Origin of the sequence: Streptomyces sp. NPDC050617 (genome assembly GCF_040654795.1) — a bacterium.
GTDB lineage: Bacteria > Actinomycetota > Actinomycetes > Streptomycetales > Streptomycetaceae > Streptomyces.
Genome location: NZ_JBFAIS010000012.1, coordinates 191,998 through 211,744, shown reverse-complemented (window position 1 = coordinate 211,744; position 19,747 = coordinate 191,998). Strand labels below are relative to the sequence as shown.

Here is a 19,747-nt window from a genome sequence, read left to right as displayed (position 1 = left end):
GAGGACGCGCCGGGGGCGTCCGCGCGGGAGGCCGATGCCGTGGCGGCGCCCGCTGAGGGTGCCGACGATGCCGCGGAGACGTCCACGGGGGATGCCGAGGGCCGGGCGGCGGCTGCGCCGAGCGATGGCGCGCCCGCCCCGGTCGGGCCCGAGCAGGGGGACGCATCCGGCGGGGGTGAGCAGCCCGCGCGGTCCGCTGCCGCTGAGGCGTTGGCCGCGGCCGTACGGGCCGTGGAGAGCGGGGAGCGGTCGGCTGCGTCGTTCTTCAGTACGCCGAACCGGCCGAAGCCGGCACCGGCATCGGCGCCCGCACCGGCAGCCTCGTCCCCGGCCGCACCCACGCCTGCTCCCTCCTCCTCCCCCGCGCCCGCAGCGGCGGCGCGGCCCGCCGCCGCGCCGCCCCGGCACATCGCCGTGACGGCCGCCGGTCTGGACGGGGTCCGGCAGGTGCTCGCGGCCGGCGGAGCGCCCGAGCAGTTGGCGGAGAAGGCCGTGGACGCGCTCGGCGAGAGGGCCGCGGAGGCGCTCCGCGAAGACCCTTGGCAGCTGCTCGGGGTGCCCGGCGTACGGCCCGAGCAGGCCGACGGATTCGCGCGCGCTCTCCTCGGAGGCGAGTGCGGGCCAGGCGACGAGCGCCGCACCCAGGCGCTCGTCGCCTGGCTGCTGGAGCGCGCCGCGCTCGAAGGACACACCGTGCTGGAGTCCTCGGCGCTGCGCGCGGCCCTCGCCCAGCAGTCCGTACCGGACCCGGACGAGGCGCTGCAGACGGCCATCGCCGACGGCGCGGTGCTCGTCTTCCAGGAGGCCCTCGAAGCGCCGGGAGCGGGATCCGGGGGCGGGCGCGCACCGGCCGGCGGTGACGAGGACGAGGAGGTACCGGTCCGCGTGCTGCTGGGGCTGGACCGCTACGCCATGGCCGAGGAGAGCCTCGCCGACGGCCTGGCCCGGCTCATCAACTCCCTGTCGTCCCCATCGTCTCCGTCGTCCCTGTCGTCCCCGTCGTCTCCGTCGCCGGAGGCGGAAGACGGCGCCGGCATGGACGCCGACGCGTGGGAGCGGGCCGCGGCCGGTGCGCCGTCCCCGTCGGCGGCCGAGCTGATCCGGGCCGCGGCCGGCAACGGCCTGGTGACCCACACCGGCGGCGAGGCCGCCCGCGCCGAACCCGCCGCCCTGGTCGCCGCCGCCCGCGCCGCGGGGCTGCGCGCGTACGCGGCCGCGCACAGCGAGGACGGCAGGCGGCGAACGGCCGCCCTCATCGCCGGGACCGCGGACGGCGAAGGCCCCGCCGACCCGGCCCCGTACGAACCGGCGGTCACCGTCTCAGGGCTGCTCACCGGCCGCGAAGGCCCCGGCCGCGACGCGGACGGCGCCCTCGACCTCGACCTCCTCGTCGTGCTGGACGCGCCGCAGCTCGACGTGGAGACCGCGGCGATGCTCGTGGAGTCGCTGGCGGACGGCGCCCGGCTGGTTCTCAGCGGCGACGCCGGAACGCTCTGGTCGGCGGGGCCCGGCCGGGTGTTCGCGGACGTCGCGGCGGCCCGTGTCTGCCCCGTCGTCGTCTCGCGCACCCCGGACCCGGGCCCGATCGGCGAGCTCGTCTCGGGCATCGGCGTCGGCGAGCTGAACCAGGTCGACGCCCCCGGCAAGGAGGTCGTCATCGTCCCGGTGCGGGACGCGGGAGAGGCGGTGCACCGCACCGTGCAGCTGGTCGCCGACTCGGTCCCGCGCGCGATCGGCGTCCCCTCGGACCGTACGCAGGTGATCACGCCGGGCCATGGCGGGCCGGCCGGTACGCGCGCGCTCAACGCGGCGCTCAAGGAGCGGCTGAATCCGGGGCCGGGCCGCTTCGGCGGGTTCGATCCGGGCGACCGGGTCGCGTACGTACCGGCGCCGGGCCGGATGACGGCCGGCACCGTGGTCTCGGCGGACGCCGAGGGGCTGCACCTGGAGTGCGCGGGCGCGCCCGTCGTCGTACCGCGCGAGCGGGTGGCCGAGACGGTGCGGCACGGCTGGGCCGTAACGGCCCATCAGGCGGCGGGCATCCGCTGGCCCGCCGCCGTGGTGGTGCTGCCGGGGGACGCCGCCGCGGCGCTGAGCCGCGCCTGGGTCTACACCGCGTTCAGCCGCGGCGAGCGGCATCTGTCCGTGGTGCATGGCGTGGACCAGGCGCTGCCCCGCGCCATCGCCGAGGTGCCGGCGAAGCCGCGTACCACCCGGCTGCGGTCGCTGCTCCAGGCGCAGGGCAGGTCCGAGGAGTGAGCCGGGGGCCGGGCGGCCACCCGGCGGCCCGGCCCCGGCCCCTCGGGCCGGAGAAGGCGCGAGGAGGCCGCGGACGGCCGGAGGGGAGATCGGAGGAGGCCGGGGTCAGTGTTCCGGCCGAAGCGGCTCCAAGTCCTCCTCCTCGTCGCCGACGTCCTCCAGGTCCTCCAGGTCCTCCGCGTCGTCGAACTCCTCGTCGAAGACCGAGCTGACATCGAAGCGGCACACCACCCGCTGCGGGTCCGTCTGATCGAACGGCGCGGTCAGCCACTCCCCCGGCTCGGTCAGTTCGTCGAGGGCCGCCACCCAGAGCGTGGAGTCGCCTTCCTCCAAGCCGAATTCCTTGTGCCGGGAGGCGATCTCGTCCGGTTCGTACTCGCCGAAGAGCACTCCGAGCGCGGCGTGCACGCTGCTGCCGACGATGCCCGCGGCCCCGCCCGCCGTGCCGTTCCCGGTGTCGACGTCCGGGTCGAGGTCTGCCACCCGCTGCGCCTGGGCGAGCAGGCGCTGCGGTTCGGCCACCGCGTAGTCGCGGCGGATCAGCACGCTCAGCGCGCTGGGCTCCTCGGGCCCCGCGTACGCGGGCAGCGACTCGTCGCCGGGGATCTCGAAGGGCGTCACCTCGTCGTAGACGTCGTAGAGCAGCTCGTCGTACGTCTCGGCGGCCGCGGCCAGTTCGTTGAACGCGGCGTAGACATCCGGGTCGTCCTCCCCCGACCGGCGTTCGACGGCGTCGAGGTGACGATCCAGCGCGGCTTTGACCGCCTCGGCGGCGGCACGTACCTCGGCAGCGGTTGGCTGCGCAGCATCAGACATAGTGCAGACGCTATCCGCACCTGGGCTGTTCACGCGCAGTAGATGCGATGCCAAGACGCGAATATCCCGGCGTGGCCGTGTACTTGACCACAGCGGGGAAGCTAATTGTCCACAATCATCACATTTCACCGGGAGATCGCGGGGAGAGCCCAAAGAGGCGTCCAAAGGCTCACCGTGCGGTCGTCGCGTGGCTGTGGTGTGGCTGCCGTGCGGCACGGTGCGCCGCAGGGTGCCGAAATCGGCGTGCACCGAGCACAATGGTGGCGATGCCGGAATATGAATTCTGCGACGTGTACATGCCGCGCGGGGTCTCCCGCAAGGCGGCTGCGCGCCTGCTGACCGACCATGCCGAGTACGGATACTGGGAGTTGGACCGACTTCGCCTCAATCCCGACGGCAGCCGCAAGGCGCGGCTGCGGCGGCGGATCATCCGCCAGCCGCACGCCACGTGGTGAGTGAGCGCGAAACGGGCCCCGCATCGGCGGGGCCCGCTCCGCTGCGCCCCGGCCGCTGCCGGAGCCCCGATCCGCTCAGTGCCGCGCCGCACGGGAGCGGCGGTACAGCACCGCGCCGCCCAGCAGCAGCCCGGCGCCGACCGGAATGACCGCGCCCAGCTGACCCGCGCCGGTCCGGGCGAGCTGCTCGGTGCCCACGGTGTGCGGGGACGGCGCGACATCGTGCACCTGCGACATCCCGGACGCCTGCGGCTGCTCGGCGGCCGGGTCCGACGGGATCGCACGGCCGTCCGGAGGCGTGTGCGACGAGGAGTGCCCGGGGCCCTGCGGGTGGCCGGGGCCCTGCGGGTGGCCGGGGTCCTGCGGGTGACCGGGGTGGTGCGGCCGGCCGGGCTGGTCCGGCGTGTGCGGCTGCCCCGGGTGCTGGGGCTCGTGCGGCCCGGCGGGCGGGTGGCCCGGCCGGTGCGTGCTGTGCCCCTGCGGGTTGGCGCAGTCGTTGCCGGTGGTCGAGTTGCCGAGGCCGACGACATTGGCGCTGTTCCCGCAGGCGTTGACCGGCACATCGATCGGCACCTGGAGGCCGTTGCCCGAGCCGATGCCGGGCGAGTGGTGGGGGCCGCCGTGCGCGTCGGCCCCGCTGTGTCCGCCCGGCTTCGCGCCATGGCCGTGGTGGTGGCTGCCCGAGCCGTTGGCGCACTTGTTCCCCGTGGTGGGATTGAGCAGTCCGATCACGCTGACCGTGTTGCCGCACGCGTTCACCGGCACGTCCACTGGGACCTGTACCGAATTTCCGGACAGAACGCCCGGAGATCGTGAGGCGCCGCCTTGCGCCGTCGAATCCGCGTGCGCGTAGCCGCCGGTCGCGGCGAATACGCCGCTCGCGGCCGCCACGGTGATCAGGCCTTTTCTCGCGACCTGTCGCATAGCTTCGTTCCCCTGACTTCTGCCTGCCTTACGAAACGCGAGGGGGCTCGTTCTGCCCGCTCGCCGGATGCCCAGCGGCCCCGGAGTGCAGGACACGCACTCCGGGGCCAACCGGGATCACACCCTCACGGGTTGTGGCACAACGTCAGGAGTTGACGCAGGTGTTGCCGAAGGCAGGGTTCAGCAGCCCGACCACGGAGATCGCGTTGCCGCACACGTTCACCGGAACGTGGATCGGCACCTGGACGACGTTGCCCGACAGCACGCCGGGGCTGCCGACAGCAGCTCCCTGGGCGCCCGAGTCGGCAACCGCCAGACCCGCGCCGGCGAGCACCAGACCACCAGTGACAGCCGCAGCGGCGACGATCTTCTTGATCATTATTCCTCCTTGTTGGCAATGCGGTCCAAGCCGCGGACCGCACAACCTGTAACGAGGAGGGGGTAATCGAGCTACGAACCTACAGCGCCATTCACTCTTTCCGGTGAAGGTCGTACGCGCGGCCGACGACCGGATTCCCGTGCCGACCCCGCTTTCCACCGCTTTCCGGCATCAGCACTGGTCCAGGAAGCGGTCCAGCACCCGGACGCCGAACTTCAGGCCGTCGACCGGCACCCGCTCGTCCACGCCGTGGAACATCCCGGCGAAGTCGAGCTCGGGCGGCAGCTTCAGCGGCGCGAAGCCGAAGCCGCGGATGCCGAGGTCGTCGAAGGACTTGGCGTCCGTACCGGCGGAGAGCATGTACGGGACGGCGCGCGCGATCGGGTCCTCGGCCTGGAGCGCCGATTGCATCGCGTCGACCAGCGCCCCGTCGAAGGTGGTCTCCAGGGCCTTGTCCGCGTGCACGTCCTCGCGCCGCACCCGCGGGCCGAGAATCCGGTCGAGGTCGGCGAGGAACTCCTCCTCGTACCCCGGCAGGAAGCGCCCGTCCACGTGCGCGGTGGCCTGCCCGGGGATGACGTTGACCTTGTAGCCGGCGCCGAGCTGGGTCGGGTTGGCCGTGTTCTTCATCGACGCGCCGATGAGCTTGGCGATGCCGCCCAGCTTGGCGAGCGTCTCGTCCATGTTCTCCGGGTCGAGCTCGGTGCCGAGCGCGTCCCCGAGCTCGTCGAGGAAGGCCCGCAGCGTCTTGGTCACCCGCACCGGGAACGTGTGCCGCCCCAACCGACCGACGGCCTCGGACAGTTCGGTGATGGCGTTGTCCTTATGGATCATCGAGCCGTGGCCGGCGGAGCCGTCCACGGTCAGCTTCATCCAGTGCATGCCCTTCTGCGCCGTCTCGACCAGATACAGCCGCAGCTTCTCGTTGACCGTGAACGAGAACCCGCCGACCTCGCTGATCGCCTCGTTCACCCCCTCGAAGAGCCCCGGGTGCTTGTCGACGAGGTACCGCGCGCCGTACGTGCCGCCGGCCTCCTCGTCGGCGACGAAGGCCAGCACGATGTCGCGCGGGGGCTTGCGGCCGGAGCGCAGCCGGTCCCGTACGACCGCGAGGGTCATCGCGTCCATGTCCTTCATGTCGACCGCGCCGCGGCCCCAGACGCACCCGTCGGCGATCTCGCCGGAGAACGGGTCGTGCGTCCAGTCGGCGGCGTTGGCGGGCACGACATCGGTGTGGCCGTGGATGAGGAGGCCCGGCCGGGACCGGTCCTCGCCCTCGATCCGCGCGACGGTGGACGCGCGGCCCTTGTGGGACTCGAAGATCTGCGGTTCGAGCCCGACCTCGGCGAGCTTCTCGGCCACGTACTCCGCCGCGGCCCGCTCGCCGGGCCCGGAGTGGTCCCCGTAGTTGCTGGTGTCGATCCGGATCAGATCCCGGCAGAGGTCGACGACCTCGTCCTCGCCCGATCCCGTACGCGCCGGGTTCGCCTCGCTCACGCTGCCTCCTCATCGTTCGTTCCTCGGACCGCTCGGTCGTGGACCGCCCCGATACGGACGTCCGTACGCGAGGGCCCACCGCCATCCTCCACCCCACGCCACCGCAGCCCAAGGCCGCAATACTCCCGACACACGCAGGTCACGCGGCCACCCCGCCCCCGCCCGGCCATGTGATCGAGCACCCCCGGACGTTTGCTATTGTTTTCCATGTCGGAACGGCCGCGGGCCGCACGACAGACACCTTGTCCGGGTGGCGGAATGGCAGACGCGCTAGCTTGAGGTGCTAGTGCCCTTTATCGGGCGTGGGGGTTCAAGTCCCCCCTCGGACACCAGCTGGAACCCCTGTTCATCAGGGGTTTTCTGCGTTTCTGGGCCCATTGTCCGGCCCTGTCGCGGCAGTCGGCGGAGCGGTGAGAGTGGCTGCCGGGCCGCAGGGGGCGGCGCTCGCGTCGGGTCGACCCGTCTAGCGGGCGGCGAGCCGTTCCAGCAGGGCGGCGCTCCGGGAGAGTACGGTCCGCTCCTCATCGGTCAGTTCGGCCTCGATGGCCTGGGCCAGCCAGCCGGCGCGGCGGCCGCGTTCCGCTTCGAGGGCGGCGCGGCCCGCGGCCGAGAGTTCGACGAGGGACTTGCGGCCGTCGGTGGGGTGCGCGCGGCGGGTGATCAGGTTCTGTTCCATGAGCAGCCCCACCGCGCGGGCCATCGACTGGGGGCGTACGCGCTGGTCGGCGGCGAGATCGCTGGTGGTCATGGCGCCGTTGCGGTCGAGGGCGCCGAGCACGGCGACCTGGCCGAGCGGGATGCGGTCCTCGTGTTTGACGCGCCGGGAGAGCTTGCCCATCGCGGTGCGCAGTTCGGCGGCGATGGCGGCGGCTTCCGAGGTGGGCATAGGGCACTTTACCCCGTTGGTCGCCCTTGCTGCGCAGCTGACCTGCACAGCAATGCTGTACAGCAAAACTGAGCAGCATTGCTGTAATGTTTGGCGTTGTCGGGCTCAGCGCCAGCGTCGTCGCAGCCGGGGCCACGGCACACGACAACGGGAAGGAACTCCCATGTCCGCACGAGCAGTCACGAACGTCGACGCCGCCATCGAGACCGTCGCCGCCCGCCGGATCATCGACAGCCGGGGCAACCCCACGGTCGAGGTCGACGTCGTCCTGACGGACGGCTCACTGGGACGCGCGGCCGTACCCTCCGGCGCCTCCACCGGCGCGCGGGAAGCCGTGGAACTGCGCGACGGGGACTCCGCGCGCTGGCACGGCAAGGGCGTCGACCGCGCGGTGGCCCACGTCAACGGGGAGATCGCGGCGGCCGTACGCGGCCGGGACGCGGCGGACCAGGCGGGGCTCGACGCCGCGCTGATCGCCCTCGACGGCACCGCCACGAAGTCCCGGCTCGGCGCCAACGCGATTCTCGGCGTCTCCCTCGCCGCCGCCAAGGCCGCCGCCGCGGCCTGTCGGCAGCCCCTCTACCGCTACCTCGGCGGCGCCGACGCCCGCCTCCTGCCGCTGCCGATGATGAACATCGTCAACGGCGGCGCCCACGCGGACAATCCGCTGGACTTCCAGGAGTTCATGATCGCGCCCGTGGGCGCGGACACCTTCGCCGAGGCCGTCCGCATGGGCAGCGAGGTCTTCCACACCCTGCGCCGCGATCTGCTGGCCGCCGGGCACTCCACCGGCGTCGGCGACGAGGGCGGCTTCGCGCCCGCGCTGCGTACCGCCGAGGAAGCGCTCGACTTCGTGATGGCCGCCATCGAGCGCACCGGTTACCGCCCCGGCGCAGACTTCGGCCTGGTCATGGACCCTGCCTCGTCGGAGTTCTTCCGCGAGGGCGTGTACGACTACGCGGGCGAAGGCGTGCGCCGCACCCCCTCCGAGCACGCCGACCATCTGGCCGAGCTCATCGACGCCTACCCGGTGGTCTCCATCGAGGACCCGATGGCGGAGAACGACCTGGACGGCTGGCGCGAGCTGACCGCCCGCGTCGGCGACCGCTGCCAGCTCACCGGCGACGATGTCTTCTGCACCAACGAGACGCTGCTGCGCGAGGGCATACGCACCGGCGTCGGCAACTCCGTCCTCGTCAAGGTCAACCAGATCGGCACCCTCACCGAAGCGCTGACCGCCGTGGCCACGGCCCACAAGGCGGGCTGGACAGCGGTCATGTCGCACCGCTCCGGCGAGACGGAGGACACCACCATCGCGGACCTGGCGGTGGCGACCGGCTGCGGCCAGATCAAGACCGGCTCGCTCTCCCGCTCGGACCGCACCGCGAAGTACAACCAGCTCATCCGCATCGAAGAGGAACTGGGCGACACGGCCCGCTACGCCGGCCGCTCCGCACTGCGCCGGGCCTGAACGACCCGCGGAGGCAGGGACCGCACGCGCCCCGGACCGTTCCGTTCGGGGCGTTCCGGCGCGCCTCCTTTAGTCACGTACGTGAACTCGCTGTTGCGGGTCCTCTTGGGGTCTCCTTGTTACTTTGATCCGATGTTTGTGGTGTCAGAAGGCTTCCGGTACGGGCGCGTCGGCTGCACTATGCGAGGTGGGTTCAGGTAGGGGAACCCGTAGCGCGTATGTGACTGGAGGCTGGGTGTATGGACGAGGCCACTACCCGACGCACCGTGCTGACCGCCGCGGCGGGGGCGGGGGCGGTGCTCGCGCTGGGGGGCTCCCCTGCCTCGGCCGTGGAGCGTCACCGTGGGCGCCGGCTGCCGTTCCTGTTCGACATGGTGCAGGCCAACCCCGGCGAGCCGCTGATGACCTCGCGCTACAACGACCCGGCGACCCTGGCCTCGTACGACTACAACGGGCAGGTCATCAACGAATTCCGGCCGCCGCACACGGCGATCGCCTTCGAGACCGTCGACGAGCGGATCTTTCCCGCCGGATCGGCCGGGCGGGCCTGGGTGGAGGACAACGCGCGGCGCGTCCGGGCGCATATCGGCCGCGCGCACGCCGCCAGCATCGGCTCGTACTTCTTCACCGACATCATCGTGCTGCCCAAGCGGCTGGTGGAGCTGTACGGCGATGACGTACTGGACGACAAGGGGCGCATCAGCCTGCACCGGCCGAAGACCGTCGAGATCCACCGGCTGATGCTCCGCGAGGTCTTCGCCCGCTTTCCCGGCATCGACGGGTTGGTGGTCCGCACCGGTGAGACCTACCTACAGAACGTCCCCTTTCACACCGGCAACAACCCCATCACCGACGGGCAGTCCAGCCACGAGCTGCTCATCAATCTGTTGCGTGAAGAGGTGTGTGTACGGGCCGGCAAACGGCTCTTCTACCGGACCTGGGCGACCGGCAACGACAAGTTCCGGGAAGATCCGACCTATTACCGCGCCGTCACCGACCGGATCGAGCCCCACGAGCGGCTGCTGTTCTCCATCAAGCACACGGCGAGCGACTTCTGGCGGACCATCCCCTTCAACCGGACCCTGGGCGTCGGGCGGCACCGGCAGATCGTCGAGGTGCAGTGCGCGCGCGAGTACGAGGCCAAGGGGGCCTGCCCGGACTATGTGGGCGACGGCGTCATCAACGGCTTCGAGGAGTACGCCGCCGGGGCCGGGCCCCGCGGGCTCGCCGACCTCGCCGCGAATCCGCTGCTGGCCGGGGTGTGGACCTGGTCCCGCGGCGGCGGGTGGCGCGGCCCGTACATCACGAACGAGCTGTGGTGCGACCTCAACATGTGGGTGCTGGCCCACTGGGCGCGGGACACCGGGCAGGGGGAGGCCGGGGCGTTCGCCGCGTACGCGCGGCGGATCGGGCTGCGGGGCGACGCGGCCCACCGCTTTCGGCGGCTGGCGCTGCTTTCGGCCGCCGGGACGCTGCGCGGTCACTACAGCGCGCGTACTCCGGTTCCGAATATGACGTGGACCCGTGATCAGTACCTCGGCGGCTCCGACAAGGATCTCGCCGGGCATTACAAGGCGCTTGTCGGCGGCGGCCTGGTGGACGCGGCGCTCGCGGAGAAGGCGCACGCGGCGCGTATATGGCGGGAGATCGTGGAGCTTGCCGACGGGTTGCCAGTGCGGGATCGGGATGACCGGGATTACATGCGGGTCTCCGCTCGGTACGGGTTTTATCTGTATTCGGTCGTCCATCATGGGTGGGAGGTGATGCTGCGGGGGTTCGCCGGGGAGCGGAGCCGGGTGATGGCCGGGCATATACGGGCCTATGACGCGGCTTGGCGGGGGTGGGGGCGGCTTGCCGATCGGCATGATTCTTGCGCTTCGCTTTATCAGCCGCTCGGGTTTGGGAAGAAGGATGCCGATGGGGTTTATGGGGCGGATCCTGATCATGGGATGGGGCCGTCTGTGGATCGTTATCGGGGAATGCTGGCGCGGTGACGGTGGCTTCGCCCGGTTTTTCTTTTCCCCACCCCGCCCCTTCCCGTAACCGGGGCGCTGCCCCTGGACCCCGGTCCTCAATCGCCGGACGGGCTGGGGGGGAGGCGGAACCGGGTGATCGGGGGCTGGGTGGGCAGGAAGGTGCTCTGTCCTCAAGCGCCGGACGGGCTGGGGGGGGAGGCGGAACCGGGTGACCGGGGCTGGGGAGGGCGGGAAGGTGCTCTGTCCTCAAGCGCCGGACGGGCTGGGGGGAGGCGGAACCGGGTGAGTCGGGGCCGGGGGGGGCGGAAGGGGTTCTGTCCTCAGGTGCCGGACGGGCTGGGGGGGACCAGGGGGGCGGGCTGGGTGGGGCTTGTGGTGTTGACGATGGGAGAGGTACGTCTGTGTATGGGCATGGGATTCCTCGAAGAAGGTTGTTGGCTTCGGCTGTCGGAGCCGGGGCCGGGGCCGCTGTCGCGTTGAGTGGGAGGGCCTCGAACGCCCTCGCCGCGGAGCGGCAGCAGCAGCGACATCGGCGGCGCTACGAGCCGACGCCCGAGTCGCTGGCCCGGCATCCGGTCGCGCGGTGGTTCCGGCAGGGGAAGTTCGGGATCTTCATTCACTGGGGGGCTTACGCGGTTCCGCACTGGGGTGACGACGCGTGGAGTTCCGAGTGGTATCTCTACGCCATGAACGCCTATGCCAAGGGGGGTGTGTATGAGCATCACCGGGCTGTGTACGGGCAGGATTTCCCCTATGACGCGTTCCTCTCGCGGTTTCGCGCGGAGCGGTTCGACGCCGACTCCTGGGTGCGGCTCTTCGAACGGGCGGGGGCACGGTATTTCGTGCTCACCTCCAAGCACCACGACGGGTTCCAGCTCTTCCCCAATTCCGCTTCCCATCGCAACTCCGCGCTCATCGGCCCGCGGCGCGATCTGGTCGGGGAGCTGTTCCGGGCGGCCCGCGGTACGGGGCTGAAGCGGGGGCTGTATTACTCGCTCGGCGAGTTCTACAACCCGGCGCTGGGCACCGCGCCGATCAATCCGTATACGCGCGATCCGGTTCCGTACACCGGGTACAAGCCGGTGACCGATTACGTCGAGGAGTACGAGCACGTCCAGCTGCGGACGCTCATCCACCGCTACGACCCCGACATTCTCTGGGGCGACGGGCACGGGAGCCATAATTTCGCGGGCGGTGCGGGGCATATCTTCCGGCCGGAGCGGTGGGACTGGCGCAGCGACGAGATCCTCGCGCGGTACTACAACCACGCCGAGGACCGGGCCCGGCCGAAGGAGGTGATGGTCAACGACCGGTTCATCGCCTCGCACGCCGACTACCCGGCCATCGAGGGCGACAAGCCGTCGTACGCGCTGCGGGACGCGCCCTGGGAGGCGTGTCTGACCATGAGCCGGTCGTGGGGGTACATGGACCCGACGTACAAGATCAAGTCCAGTGAGAAGCTGGTCCGGCTGCTCGTCGACGTCGTCTCCAAGAACGGCAATCTGCTGCTCAACATCGGTCCGCGGGCCGACGGCACCATCCCCGACTGGCAGCGCGAGCGGCTGCTCGCGATCGGCGAGTGGCTCGACGTCAACGGGCGGGCCGTCTACGAGTCCCGGCCCTGGCGGCGGGCGGAGGACGGGCCGCTGCGCTACACCCTCGGCGACGACGGCCACTTCAACATCATCACGCTGACCCGGCCGGGCCCGCGGCTCACCGCCCCCGCCGACCTGCCGGTGCGCGACGGCGACCGCATCCGGCTCCTCGGCCACCCCGCCCACCGCCTCCGCTGGTCGCGCACCGCGGACGGCATCGAGATCGAGCTGCCCGCCTCCGGGGCGGCGCGTGGACCGCGGGCGGATCAGGGCGAGGTCTATCCCTCGGTCCTCTCCATCGCGAACGGCGGTCGCTCATGACCGCCCCCGACCGCCCCCGACGCGGCTTCCCCGTACGCGCATTGGCCGCTCTCGTCACGCTGCTCCTCGCCGCCGCCCTCGCGCACGGGCTGCCCGCCGCGTCCGCCACCGCCGCCGAGAGGGCTCCCGCCGGCCGCTCCCAGCACTGGGTCGGCGGCTGGGGCACCGCGATGACGCCCCCCGGCACCTCCGGCTACTCGGCGACCGGCTTCGCCGACCGTACGCTCCGCATGGTGGAGCGGCTGTCCGCCGGCGGGAGCGCGGTGCGGCTGCGGCTGACCAACGCGTACGGGACCTCGCCGCTCGACCTCGGCGCGGTGACCGTCGCCCGGCGGGCGAAGGGCGCGGCGGTCGAGCCCGGCAGCAGCCGCGAGGTCCGCTTCGGCGGGCAGCGCTCCACGACGGTCCCGGCCGGGGCCGAGGCCGTCAGCGACCCGGTCCCCCTGTCCACGAAGGCCGATACGGACCTCGTCGTCAGCGTCTACCTGCCGACCGCCACGGGCCCGACGACCTGGCATCCGTGGGCCAAGCAGACCAGCTACCTCTCCACCGCCGGAGCCGAGGCCGGGGACCACACCGGCGATGTCTCCGGGGCGGCGTTCGGGGAGAAGACGACTTCCTGGTTCTTCCTGGACGGCGTGGACGTCCTCGCGCACCGTGCCGAGGGCACCGTGGTGGCGTTCGGCGACTCCATCACCGAGGGCGGGGTCACCGCGAACGACAGCAACCGGCGCTGGACCGACGAGCTGGGCCGGCGGCTCGCCGCGCGCCCCGGCGGGCAGCGGCTGTCCGTCGTCAACAAGGGAATCGGCGGCAACCGGGTGCTCACCGACGCCGGAACGCAGGGCCAGGGCAACCGCAACCTCGGAAACAGCGCCGAGTCCCGGTTCGCCCGTGACGCGCTCGGCCAGACGCGCGTCAGCGACATCATCCTTCTCGAAGGCACCAACGACCTCGGCAGCAACGCCGGGGTGCACCCCGGCACCCCGCTCACCGCGGATCAGCTGATCGCCGGGCTGGGCCGGCTGGCGCAGCGCGCGCACGCCGCGGGCCTGCGCGTCCACGGCGGCACGATCACCCCCAACGGGAAGCTGGACGCACGCGCGGAGCGGATGCGCGAGGACGTCAACCGCTGGATCCGCACCGGCGGCGCGTTCGACACCGTCGTCGACTTCGACGCGGCGCTGCGGGACCCCGCCGACCCGCACCGCATGCTCCCGGCGTACGACGGCGGCGACACCGTGCACCCCAATGACGCGGGGCTGCGGGTGATGGCGCGCACGGTGAACCTGTCGGCGCTGGGCCGCGGTTGACGGCCCTGAACCGTGCTGCGGGCCGGGGCGCGCGCCCCGGCCCGTACCGCTCAGGCGTCCGAGGCGTCTCCCCCCTCCGCCGCGTCCGGGTCGAGCACCACCTCGCGCGTGATGCCGATCTCCTTCAGGAACGGCCGGTCGTGACTGGCGACGATCAGCGCCCCCTCGTACGACTCCAGCGCGCTGACGAGCTGCCGGACGCTCGCCATGTCCAGGTTGTTGGTCGGCTCGTCGAGCAGCAGGAGCTGCGGGGCGGGTTCGGCCAGCATCACGGCGGCCAGCGTCGCGCGGAAGCGCTCGCCGCCGGAGAGGGTGCCGGCCGGCTGGTCCGCGCGGGCTCCCTTGAAGAGGAAGTGCGCAAGGCGGGCGCGGACGCGGTTGTTGGTGGCGCCGGGCGCGAAGCGGGCCACGTTCTCGGCGACGGTCAGCTCGTCGTCGAGGATGTCGAGCCGCTGCGGCAGGTAGCGCAGCGGTACGTGCGTACGGGCCTCGCCCGAGACCGGCGCGAGCTCACCGGTGACGGTGCGCAGCAGGGTGGTCTTGCCCGCGCCGTTGGGGCCGAGGAGCGCGATCCGTTCGGGGCCGCGGATGTCCAGGTGGGCGCGGGCTCCGCCGCGTACCTCCAGGGAGTCCAGGGTCAGCACGCCGCGGCCGGGCGGGACGGCGGTGTAGGGCAGTTCGACGCGGATCTCGTCGTCGTCGCGGACGGCTTCGACGGCCTCGTCCAGGCGTTCCTCGGCCTCCTTGAGCTTCTCGGCGTGCATGATGCGGTGCTTGCCCGCGGAGACCTGGGCCTCGCGCTTGCGCTCGTTCATGACGACCTTCGGTTCGCGCTTGTTCTCGTTCATCTTCTTGCCGTAGCGGACCCGGCGGGCCAGTTTGACGTGGGCGTCGGACAGCTCCCGCCGCTGCCGCTTCACGTCGGCCTCGGCGACCCGCACCATGCGCTCGGCGGCTTCCTGCTCGGCCGCCAGCGCCCGCTCGTACGCGGAGAGGTTTCCGCCGTACCAGTGGACCTCGCCGCCGCGCAGGTCGGCGATGCGGTCGACCAGTTCGAGCAGTTCGCGGTCGTGGCTGACCACCACCAGGACGCCGTTCCAGGCGGCGACGGCGTCGTACAGGCGTTGCCGGGCGCGCAGGTCGAGGTTGTTGGTGGGCTCGTCGAGGAGCAGTACGTCGGGGCGGCTGATCAGCAGGGCCGCGAGCCGCAGCAGCACGGACTCGCCGCCGGAGAGCGCGCCGGCGGTGCGGTCGAGGCCGATGCCGTCCAGGCCGAGCCGGTCGAGGGCGGCGCGGGCGCGCTCCTCGACGTCCCAGTCGTCGCCGACCGTGGTGAAGTGCTCCTCGCTCGCGTCGCCGTTCTCGATGGCGTGCAGCGCGGCGCGGGTTTCGGCGATGCCGAGTGCCGCGTCGACGCGGAGCGAGGTGTCGAGGGTGAGGTTCTGCGGCAGGTAGCCGATGCGTCCGGCGACGCGCACGGCTCCGGCGTTCGGGGTCAGCTCGCCCGCGATCAGCTTCAACAGGGTTGACTTCCCTGCCCCGTTGAGGCCGATGAGTCCGGTGCGGCCGGGGCCGACGCCGAGCTGGAAGTCTTCCAGTACGCGTGTGCCGTCGGGCCAGGAGAAGTCGAGGCCGGTGCAGGTGATGGAGGCGACCGAAGGGGGCGTATGAGACATACGGGTCTCCGTGGTGCTCAAAAGTGAAAGGGAAAGGGCACAACACGTGGAGACACCACGAGGGTGGGTGGAGGCGGCTCTGTGCCGAGGTCGCACGCGCACGTCCGCGCGCCGCAGGAGGCGCGATCGGTCGCGGTGTCTCAAGACCTCAGTAGAGCAACGGCCTACTCCCATCAACGGTGACAACGTCCGGCATCGACGGTAAGGGGGCGGGCGCACGTCCCGCAAAGGGTTTTCCCGCGCACCGCGTACGCCCCGGACGGTGTCGCTCGCACCCTGATCAGCTGGCCTGCCGGTGCGTATCATCTGCCGGATGACCTCGAACAACGCGCGCCGCTCGGCGCCCGCCGCGGGATCGTGCCGGATCACTGTCTGCCGGGGCTGCTGCTGCGGCGACCCGCGCAAGGTGCCCGGTGTCGATCACGCGGGGCAGATAGCCCGGCTGCGCGCGGCGCTCGACGGCGCGGCGCCGGTGCGGGCCTCGGAGTGCCTGGACGTGTGCGAGCAGGCGAACGTCATGGTGGTGCAGCCCTCGCCCGCGGGGCGGGCGGCGGGCGGGCGGCCGGTCTGGCTGGGGCTGGTCAACGACGACGGGGCGCTCGCGGACATCGCGGCGTGGGTGCGGGCCGGGGGGCCGGGGGTGGCGGAGCCGCCTGGGGTGCTCGATCTGTACGGGTTCACGGTCTCGCGGCGGGTCGGCAAGGCGCTGGAGGACTGATCGGCACGGCGCGGGAGGGCTGAGAGGCCGTGCCGTGTCCCTGGCCGGGCGCCACGGTGCACCGAGCGCGCGAGTGCGAGCCCGAGTGCGAGCGCACCCCGGCGCGTCCTTTGACCGACCGTGCGGCTCTGGGCATGGTTGACTCTGCGTAGGGTTCCTCCATGACGATGTTTGACGAGCTGCCCCCCTTCGAGCTGGCGTTTCCGGGGCCCCTGCGCGACCAGTTGGTCGCGGCCGTGCTCTCCGGCGCGAAGACCTCCACCACCGGCCTGGTGCGGGAGTACGAGCTCGCCGGCGATCCGCTGCCCGAGGTGGGAGAGCGGTCCGCGGTGATCGACTCGGCCGGACAGCCGGTCGCGGTGATAGAGGTGACAGAGGTACGGGTCGTGCCTCTGGGGGAGATCGACGAGGCGCACGCGCGCGACGAGGGCGAGGGCCACGAGACCGTCGCCGCGTGGCGTGCGGACCACGAGGGCTTCTGGCACAGCCCGCAGATGCGGCAGACGCTCGGGGACCCGCACTTCACCGTGGACGACGGGACGCCGGTGGTCGCGTGCCGGTTCATGGTCGTGGAGTGCGGGCGGGTGCCCGTCGAGAACGGCGAGCTGTACTACGAGGCCGCGGGCAGCGGCCCGGTGCTGGTGCTGCTGCATGGCGGGATGCTCGACATGGGCATGTGGGATGAGCAGTTCACCCGGCTCGCGCGGTCGGGGCGGCGCGTCATCCGCTACGACGCGCGGGGCCACGGCCGCTCGTCCGTGAGCGACGGCGACTGGTCCGACCACGACGATCTGTACGCGCTCCTGGACCAGTTGCGCGTCGTACGGGCCACCCTCGTCGGGCACTCGTCGGGCGCCCGGATCGCGGTGGACACGGCGATCGCGCACCCCGGCGTCGTGGCGGCGCTGGTGCTCCTCGCGCCGGGGCTCAGCGGCAGCGAGATCACCGACCCCTATATCCAGGAGCAGCTCCAGGAGCAGGAGAAGTGCTTCGGCGCGCCGGACGGCGCGGAGCGGTTCGTCGAGCACTACCTGCGGATGTGGGTGGACGGCCCGTACCGCGAACCGGAGGCGGTGGACCCGGTGTTGCGCGAGCGGATCTGGGCCTCGGCCACGGCGAACGTCACGGCCAACGTCGCCACGCCGACCCTGGGCCGGGCGATCGAGACCGGGGCGACGGAGCGGCTGCACGAGATACAGGTGCCGACGGTGGCCCTCGTCGGCGAGCTGGACAGCGGCGATGTCGCGGGCAACCTCGCGGACATCGTCTCGGTGGTGCCCGGCGCGCGGGCCGTGGTGGTGCCGGGCGCCGGGCATCTGGTGAACCTGGAGGGGCGGGCGTCCTTCGAGCAGTCGCTGGACGCGTTCCTGCGGGCGCACCCCTGGGTGTAGCCGCCGTCAGTCGGCGTGGCAGCGGCCGCCCCCGCTCTCCCTCGGCAGGTCGAGGGCGGGGTTGCGGTCGAAGAACCCGGTGGGCCGCAGGGTGAAGCCGCTGTGGTCCACGGGCATGACCGGCCACTCCTCGGGCCGGGGCAGATGGGTGGGGCCGAAGGTGTGCCAGAGGGTGAGTTCGGTGTTCTCCAGCGACTCGTCGCCGACGGCCCAGGCCGGCAGCCCCGCGCCGCCGGGGTGCTGGTTGGGGTAGTCGCCGGCCGGGTAGCGGCGGTCCGTACGGTGCCGGGTGACCCACAGGTGCTTCGTCCCGTACGCCACGCGCCGGGCGACGTCGGAGCCGGGGCGCGCGAGGAGGACCGGGCCGGGCTGCGGCACGAGGGTGTACGCGACGGGGCGGCCCATGCGGTTGAGCGAGCCGGGGTTGGTGATCTGCCAGCGCCTGCCGAGCGCGGGGTCCGCGAGCCGCCCGCCGTCCCCGGCGGCGGCGATCGTGGTCGTACGGGCGGTGAAGGCGTTGCCCGCCGGGTTGCCGGGGCCCGCCGGCGCCGGCACGACGTCGATCTCCTCGACGGTGTTGGCGGGGCCGTCGACGGCGGCGTCGAGCCGTACGCAGAACAGGTGCTGGTGGTACGGGGCCAGCAGCCCCGGCGCGACCTCGGTGCCGTACGGCGAGCCCGCGCCCGGCTCGACGGCCGCGGTCTGCACGATGCCGGTGGACTTGGCCTCGAAGCCGATGGAGCCGTCCTGGTGGAAGTACCAGTAGAAGCCGTAGTCGTAGTTGCCGACGGTCGCGATGAAGGAGATCACCAGGCGGCGGGCGCGGCGGCTCTCGGCGGCGTCGCCGTTGAAGCTGTCGGTGTGCTTCCAGAGCAGCCCGGCGTCCTCTTCGTGCAGGCAGACGGCGTTGGGCAGGGTGCGCGGGGCGCCGAGGTCGTCGGCGAGCACGGCGTCGAGGTAACGGATCTCGCCGAGGCAGTCGCAGCCGAGCCGCAGCGCGTTGGTGCTGCGGCCCAGCGCGTACTCCCCCGCGTCGAGGAACGCCACCCAGTTGCGGCTCTCCTCCGCCTCCCCGTAGGCGACGGCCATCTCGGCGAGCGAGGCGCGGTGCAGCACGGACCGCTCGCGGTCGCCGTCGCGGTACGCGATCCGGTGCAGGACCAGGCCCTCGCGGGCGTTGAAGTCGATGCGGAAGGACCAGTTCTGCCAGCTGAGCAGGTTGCCGTCGAGGGTGAACGAGGGGCCCTCGGGCTGGGTGATCTCCAGCGGGCGCAGATCGGTGCGGGCGGGCCCGTTGAACTCGGCGTCGTAGCGCCCGCACTCGGCCGGCACCGGCACCGGGCCGGTGTCGGTGATCCGTACGACGCGCCGCTCGACGACGTCGACGTCGGCGACGAGGCCGCCGACCGGGTGGGCCCAGGCGCTGTCCTCGGGCGTGCAGCGCAGCCAGGTCAGCGAGCGCATCAGGCGGCGGCCGGGCCGGCCGTCCACGACGAGGGCGCCGGCGGACAGCGGCGCGCAGATCGCCAGTGCCAGCGCGTCCGGCGCGGTGATGCCGCGTTCGGCCATCGCCTTGCGCCAGCCGGGGTCGGCCTTGACGACCTCGTCGACGATTCCGTACTCCTCGACGGTGACGGGCGCCTGGCCCTCCGCGGCCGCGTCCAGCTCGCGGTAGGAGAGGAGCGCCCCGGCGGTGACGTCGACGACGGCCTCGGCGCTCACCCCGGTCCCGGTGTCCAGCAGCGCGACCCGCACCCGGCGCGTGACCGGGTCGCCCGCGCGGTGCGCGGCGGCCGTGCGGCGGTCGGGCTCGTCGAGGACGACGAGGGGGAAGCGCGTGGCGGCCCCGGCCTTCCCGGCCTCGCCGAGCACCCGCCGCGCGGCGGTGATCTCGTCGGCGGTGAGCGGATCGAGCGGGTGCGGGGCGGGCTGATGCGGGGCGGGCGGGTTGGGGCCGGCCGCCGCTGGGGCCGGGTGGCGCGACGTCATGGGAGCTCTCCTTCAGTTCGTTGCGACGGCTGGGCTGTGCGGATGCGCTGAGGGCGCTGAGGGTTCTGAGGGGGGACGGGC

General features: G+C 72.4%; 15 protein-coding genes, 1 tRNA gene and 1 pseudogene. 10 read left to right on the top strand and 7 right to left on the bottom strand.

Features of this window, described 5'->3' with window-relative positions:
• Nucleotides 1-39: 39 nt before the first annotated feature.
• Nucleotides 40-2,259: a helix-hairpin-helix domain-containing protein gene (locus AB0I49_RS18820; RefSeq protein ID WP_363228073.1), complete on the top strand. Its 2,220-nt coding sequence runs from the start codon at nucleotides 40-42 to the stop codon at nucleotides 2,257-2,259.
• 105 nt (nucleotides 2,260-2,364) lie between these two features.
• Here AB0I49_RS18820 and AB0I49_RS18815 read toward each other — a convergent pair whose 3' ends face one another.
• Nucleotides 2,365-3,075, bottom strand: a complete 711-nt coding sequence (locus AB0I49_RS18815) for a hypothetical protein (protein ID WP_363228071.1) — start codon at nucleotides 3,073-3,075, stop codon at nucleotides 2,365-2,367.
• 266 nt (nucleotides 3,076-3,341) lie between these two features.
• Between AB0I49_RS18815 and AB0I49_RS18810 the strand changes: the two genes are divergently transcribed.
• Nucleotides 3,342-3,530 (top strand): DUF5703 family protein, encoded by a 189-nt coding sequence (locus AB0I49_RS18810; protein WP_363228069.1) that lies wholly within the window; start codon nucleotides 3,342-3,344, stop codon nucleotides 3,528-3,530.
• Between the two features lie 75 nt (nucleotides 3,531-3,605).
• Here AB0I49_RS18810 and AB0I49_RS18805 read toward each other — a convergent pair whose 3' ends face one another.
• The 3 genes from AB0I49_RS18805 to AB0I49_RS18795 all read right to left on the bottom strand — a co-directional run bounded on the left by AB0I49_RS18805 (nucleotide 3,606) and on the right by AB0I49_RS18795 (nucleotide 6,330).
• On the bottom strand, nucleotides 3,606-4,454 hold the full coding sequence (locus AB0I49_RS18805) for a chaplin family protein (protein ID WP_363228068.1): 849 nt from the start codon (nucleotides 4,452-4,454) through the stop codon (nucleotides 3,606-3,608).
• Between the two features lie 145 nt (nucleotides 4,455-4,599).
• Nucleotides 4,600-4,833 carry a chaplin ChpH gene (gene chpH, locus AB0I49_RS18800; protein WP_363228067.1) on the bottom strand — a complete coding sequence of 78 codons (234 nt, stop codon included), beginning with the start codon at nucleotides 4,831-4,833 and terminating at the stop codon, nucleotides 4,600-4,602.
• Between the two features lie 171 nt (nucleotides 4,834-5,004).
• Nucleotides 5,005-6,330, bottom strand: a complete 1,326-nt coding sequence (locus AB0I49_RS18795) for a M20/M25/M40 family metallo-hydrolase (protein ID WP_363228066.1) — start codon at nucleotides 6,328-6,330, stop codon at nucleotides 5,005-5,007.
• Nucleotides 6,331-6,574: 244 nt separating this feature from the next.
• Between AB0I49_RS18795 and AB0I49_RS18790 the strand changes: the two genes are divergently transcribed.
• Nucleotides 6,575-6,662: transfer RNA gene (locus tag AB0I49_RS18790), tRNA-Leu, on the top strand.
• Nucleotides 6,663-6,793: 131 nt separating this feature from the next.
• Here AB0I49_RS18790 and AB0I49_RS18785 read toward each other — a convergent pair.
• Nucleotides 6,794-7,216 (bottom strand): MarR family transcriptional regulator, encoded by a 423-nt coding sequence (locus AB0I49_RS18785; RefSeq protein WP_363228065.1) that lies wholly within the window; start codon nucleotides 7,214-7,216, stop codon nucleotides 6,794-6,796.
• Nucleotides 7,217-7,379: 163 nt separating this feature from the next.
• Here AB0I49_RS18785 and eno point away from each other — a divergent pair, with 163 nt between their 5' ends.
• The 4 genes from eno (at nucleotide 7,380) to AB0I49_RS18765 (ending at nucleotide 13,892) form a co-directional block, all read left to right on the top strand.
• Nucleotides 7,380-8,687, top strand: a complete 1,308-nt coding sequence (gene eno / locus AB0I49_RS18780; RefSeq protein ID WP_363228064.1) for a phosphopyruvate hydratase — start codon at nucleotides 7,380-7,382, stop codon at nucleotides 8,685-8,687.
• A gap of 239 nt (nucleotides 8,688-8,926) precedes the next feature.
• Nucleotides 8,927-10,681, top strand: coding sequence for a hypothetical protein (locus tag AB0I49_RS18775; RefSeq protein ID WP_363228063.1), 1,755 nt, complete (start codon nucleotides 8,927-8,929; stop codon nucleotides 10,679-10,681).
• Nucleotides 10,682-11,139: 458 nt separating this feature from the next.
• On the top strand, nucleotides 11,140-12,579 hold the full coding sequence (locus AB0I49_RS18770) for an alpha-L-fucosidase (protein WP_363228062.1): 1,440 nt from the start codon (nucleotides 11,140-11,142) through the stop codon (nucleotides 12,577-12,579).
• On the top strand, nucleotides 12,576-13,892 hold the full coding sequence (locus AB0I49_RS18765) for an SGNH/GDSL hydrolase family protein (RefSeq protein ID WP_363228061.1): 1,317 nt from the start codon (nucleotides 12,576-12,578) through the stop codon (nucleotides 13,890-13,892). The genes AB0I49_RS18770 and AB0I49_RS18765 overlap by 4 nt, the downstream gene beginning before the upstream one ends.
• A 50-nt stretch (nucleotides 13,893-13,942) precedes the next feature.
• On the opposite strand, the gene AB0I49_RS18760 is transcribed toward AB0I49_RS18765, so the two are convergent.
• On the bottom strand, nucleotides 13,943-15,568 hold the full coding sequence (locus AB0I49_RS18760; protein ID WP_363228060.1) for an ABC-F family ATP-binding cassette domain-containing protein: 1,626 nt from the start codon (nucleotides 15,566-15,568) through the stop codon (nucleotides 13,943-13,945).
• 313 nt (nucleotides 15,569-15,881) lie between these two features.
• Between AB0I49_RS18760 and AB0I49_RS18755 the strand changes: the two genes are divergently transcribed.
• From AB0I49_RS18755 to AB0I49_RS18745, 3 genes and pseudogenes are all read left to right on the top strand, one after another.
• Entirely contained in the window at nucleotides 15,882-16,286 is a 405-nt protein-coding gene (locus AB0I49_RS18755; RefSeq protein ID WP_363228059.1) for a (2Fe-2S) ferredoxin domain-containing protein, read from the top strand.
• Nucleotides 16,287-16,447: 161 nt separating this feature from the next.
• Nucleotides 16,448-16,861 (top strand): annotated as a pseudogene (locus AB0I49_RS18750) (ASCH domain-containing protein); the annotation flags it as partial.
• Complete coding sequence (locus tag AB0I49_RS18745) at nucleotides 16,850-17,677, top strand: alpha/beta hydrolase (RefSeq protein WP_363228131.1); 828 nt, start codon at nucleotides 16,850-16,852, stop codon at nucleotides 17,675-17,677. The pseudogene AB0I49_RS18750 and the gene AB0I49_RS18745, both read left to right, overlap by 12 nt.
• A gap of 6 nt (nucleotides 17,678-17,683) precedes the next feature.
• Here the strand turns inward: AB0I49_RS18745 and AB0I49_RS18740 are convergent, their stop codons facing one another.
• Nucleotides 17,684-19,666, bottom strand: a complete 1,983-nt coding sequence (locus AB0I49_RS18740) for a primary-amine oxidase (RefSeq protein WP_363228058.1) — start codon at nucleotides 19,664-19,666, stop codon at nucleotides 17,684-17,686.
• Nucleotides 19,667-19,747: the final 81 nt, after the last annotated feature.

Excerpts from the sequence above, each read along its gene's own strand:
- AB0I49_RS18745 (WP_363228131.1), top strand. The coding sequence starts at position 16,850 with ATGGTCGTGGAGTGCGGGCGGGTGCCCGTCGAGAACGGCGAGCTGTAC.
- AB0I49_RS18805 (WP_363228068.1), bottom strand. The coding sequence starts at position 4,454 with ATGCGACAGGTCGCGAGAAAAGGCCTGATCACCGTGGCGGCCGCGAGC.
- AB0I49_RS18815 (WP_363228071.1), bottom strand. The coding sequence starts at position 3,075 with ATGTCTGATGCTGCGCAGCCAACCGCTGCCGAGGTACGTGCCGCCGCC.
- AB0I49_RS18760 (WP_363228060.1), bottom strand. The coding sequence starts at position 15,568 with ATGTCTCATACGCCCCCTTCGGTCGCCTCCATCACCTGCACCGGCCTC.
- eno (WP_363228064.1), top strand. The coding sequence starts at position 7,380 with ATGTCCGCACGAGCAGTCACGAACGTCGACGCCGCCATCGAGACCGTC.
- AB0I49_RS18810 (WP_363228069.1), top strand. The coding sequence starts at position 3,342 with ATGCCGGAATATGAATTCTGCGACGTGTACATGCCGCGCGGGGTCTCC.
- AB0I49_RS18740 (WP_363228058.1), bottom strand. The coding sequence starts at position 19,666 with ATGACGTCGCGCCACCCGGCCCCAGCGGCGGCCGGCCCCAACCCGCCC.
- AB0I49_RS18775 (WP_363228063.1), top strand. The coding sequence starts at position 8,927 with ATGGACGAGGCCACTACCCGACGCACCGTGCTGACCGCCGCGGCGGGG.
- AB0I49_RS18785 (WP_363228065.1), bottom strand. The coding sequence starts at position 7,216 with ATGCCCACCTCGGAAGCCGCCGCCATCGCCGCCGAACTGCGCACCGCG.
- AB0I49_RS18765 (WP_363228061.1), top strand. The coding sequence starts at position 12,576 with ATGACCGCCCCCGACCGCCCCCGACGCGGCTTCCCCGTACGCGCATTG.
- chpH (WP_363228067.1), bottom strand. The coding sequence starts at position 4,833 with ATGATCAAGAAGATCGTCGCCGCTGCGGCTGTCACTGGTGGTCTGGTG.
- AB0I49_RS18755 (WP_363228059.1), top strand. The coding sequence starts at position 15,882 with ATGACCTCGAACAACGCGCGCCGCTCGGCGCCCGCCGCGGGATCGTGC.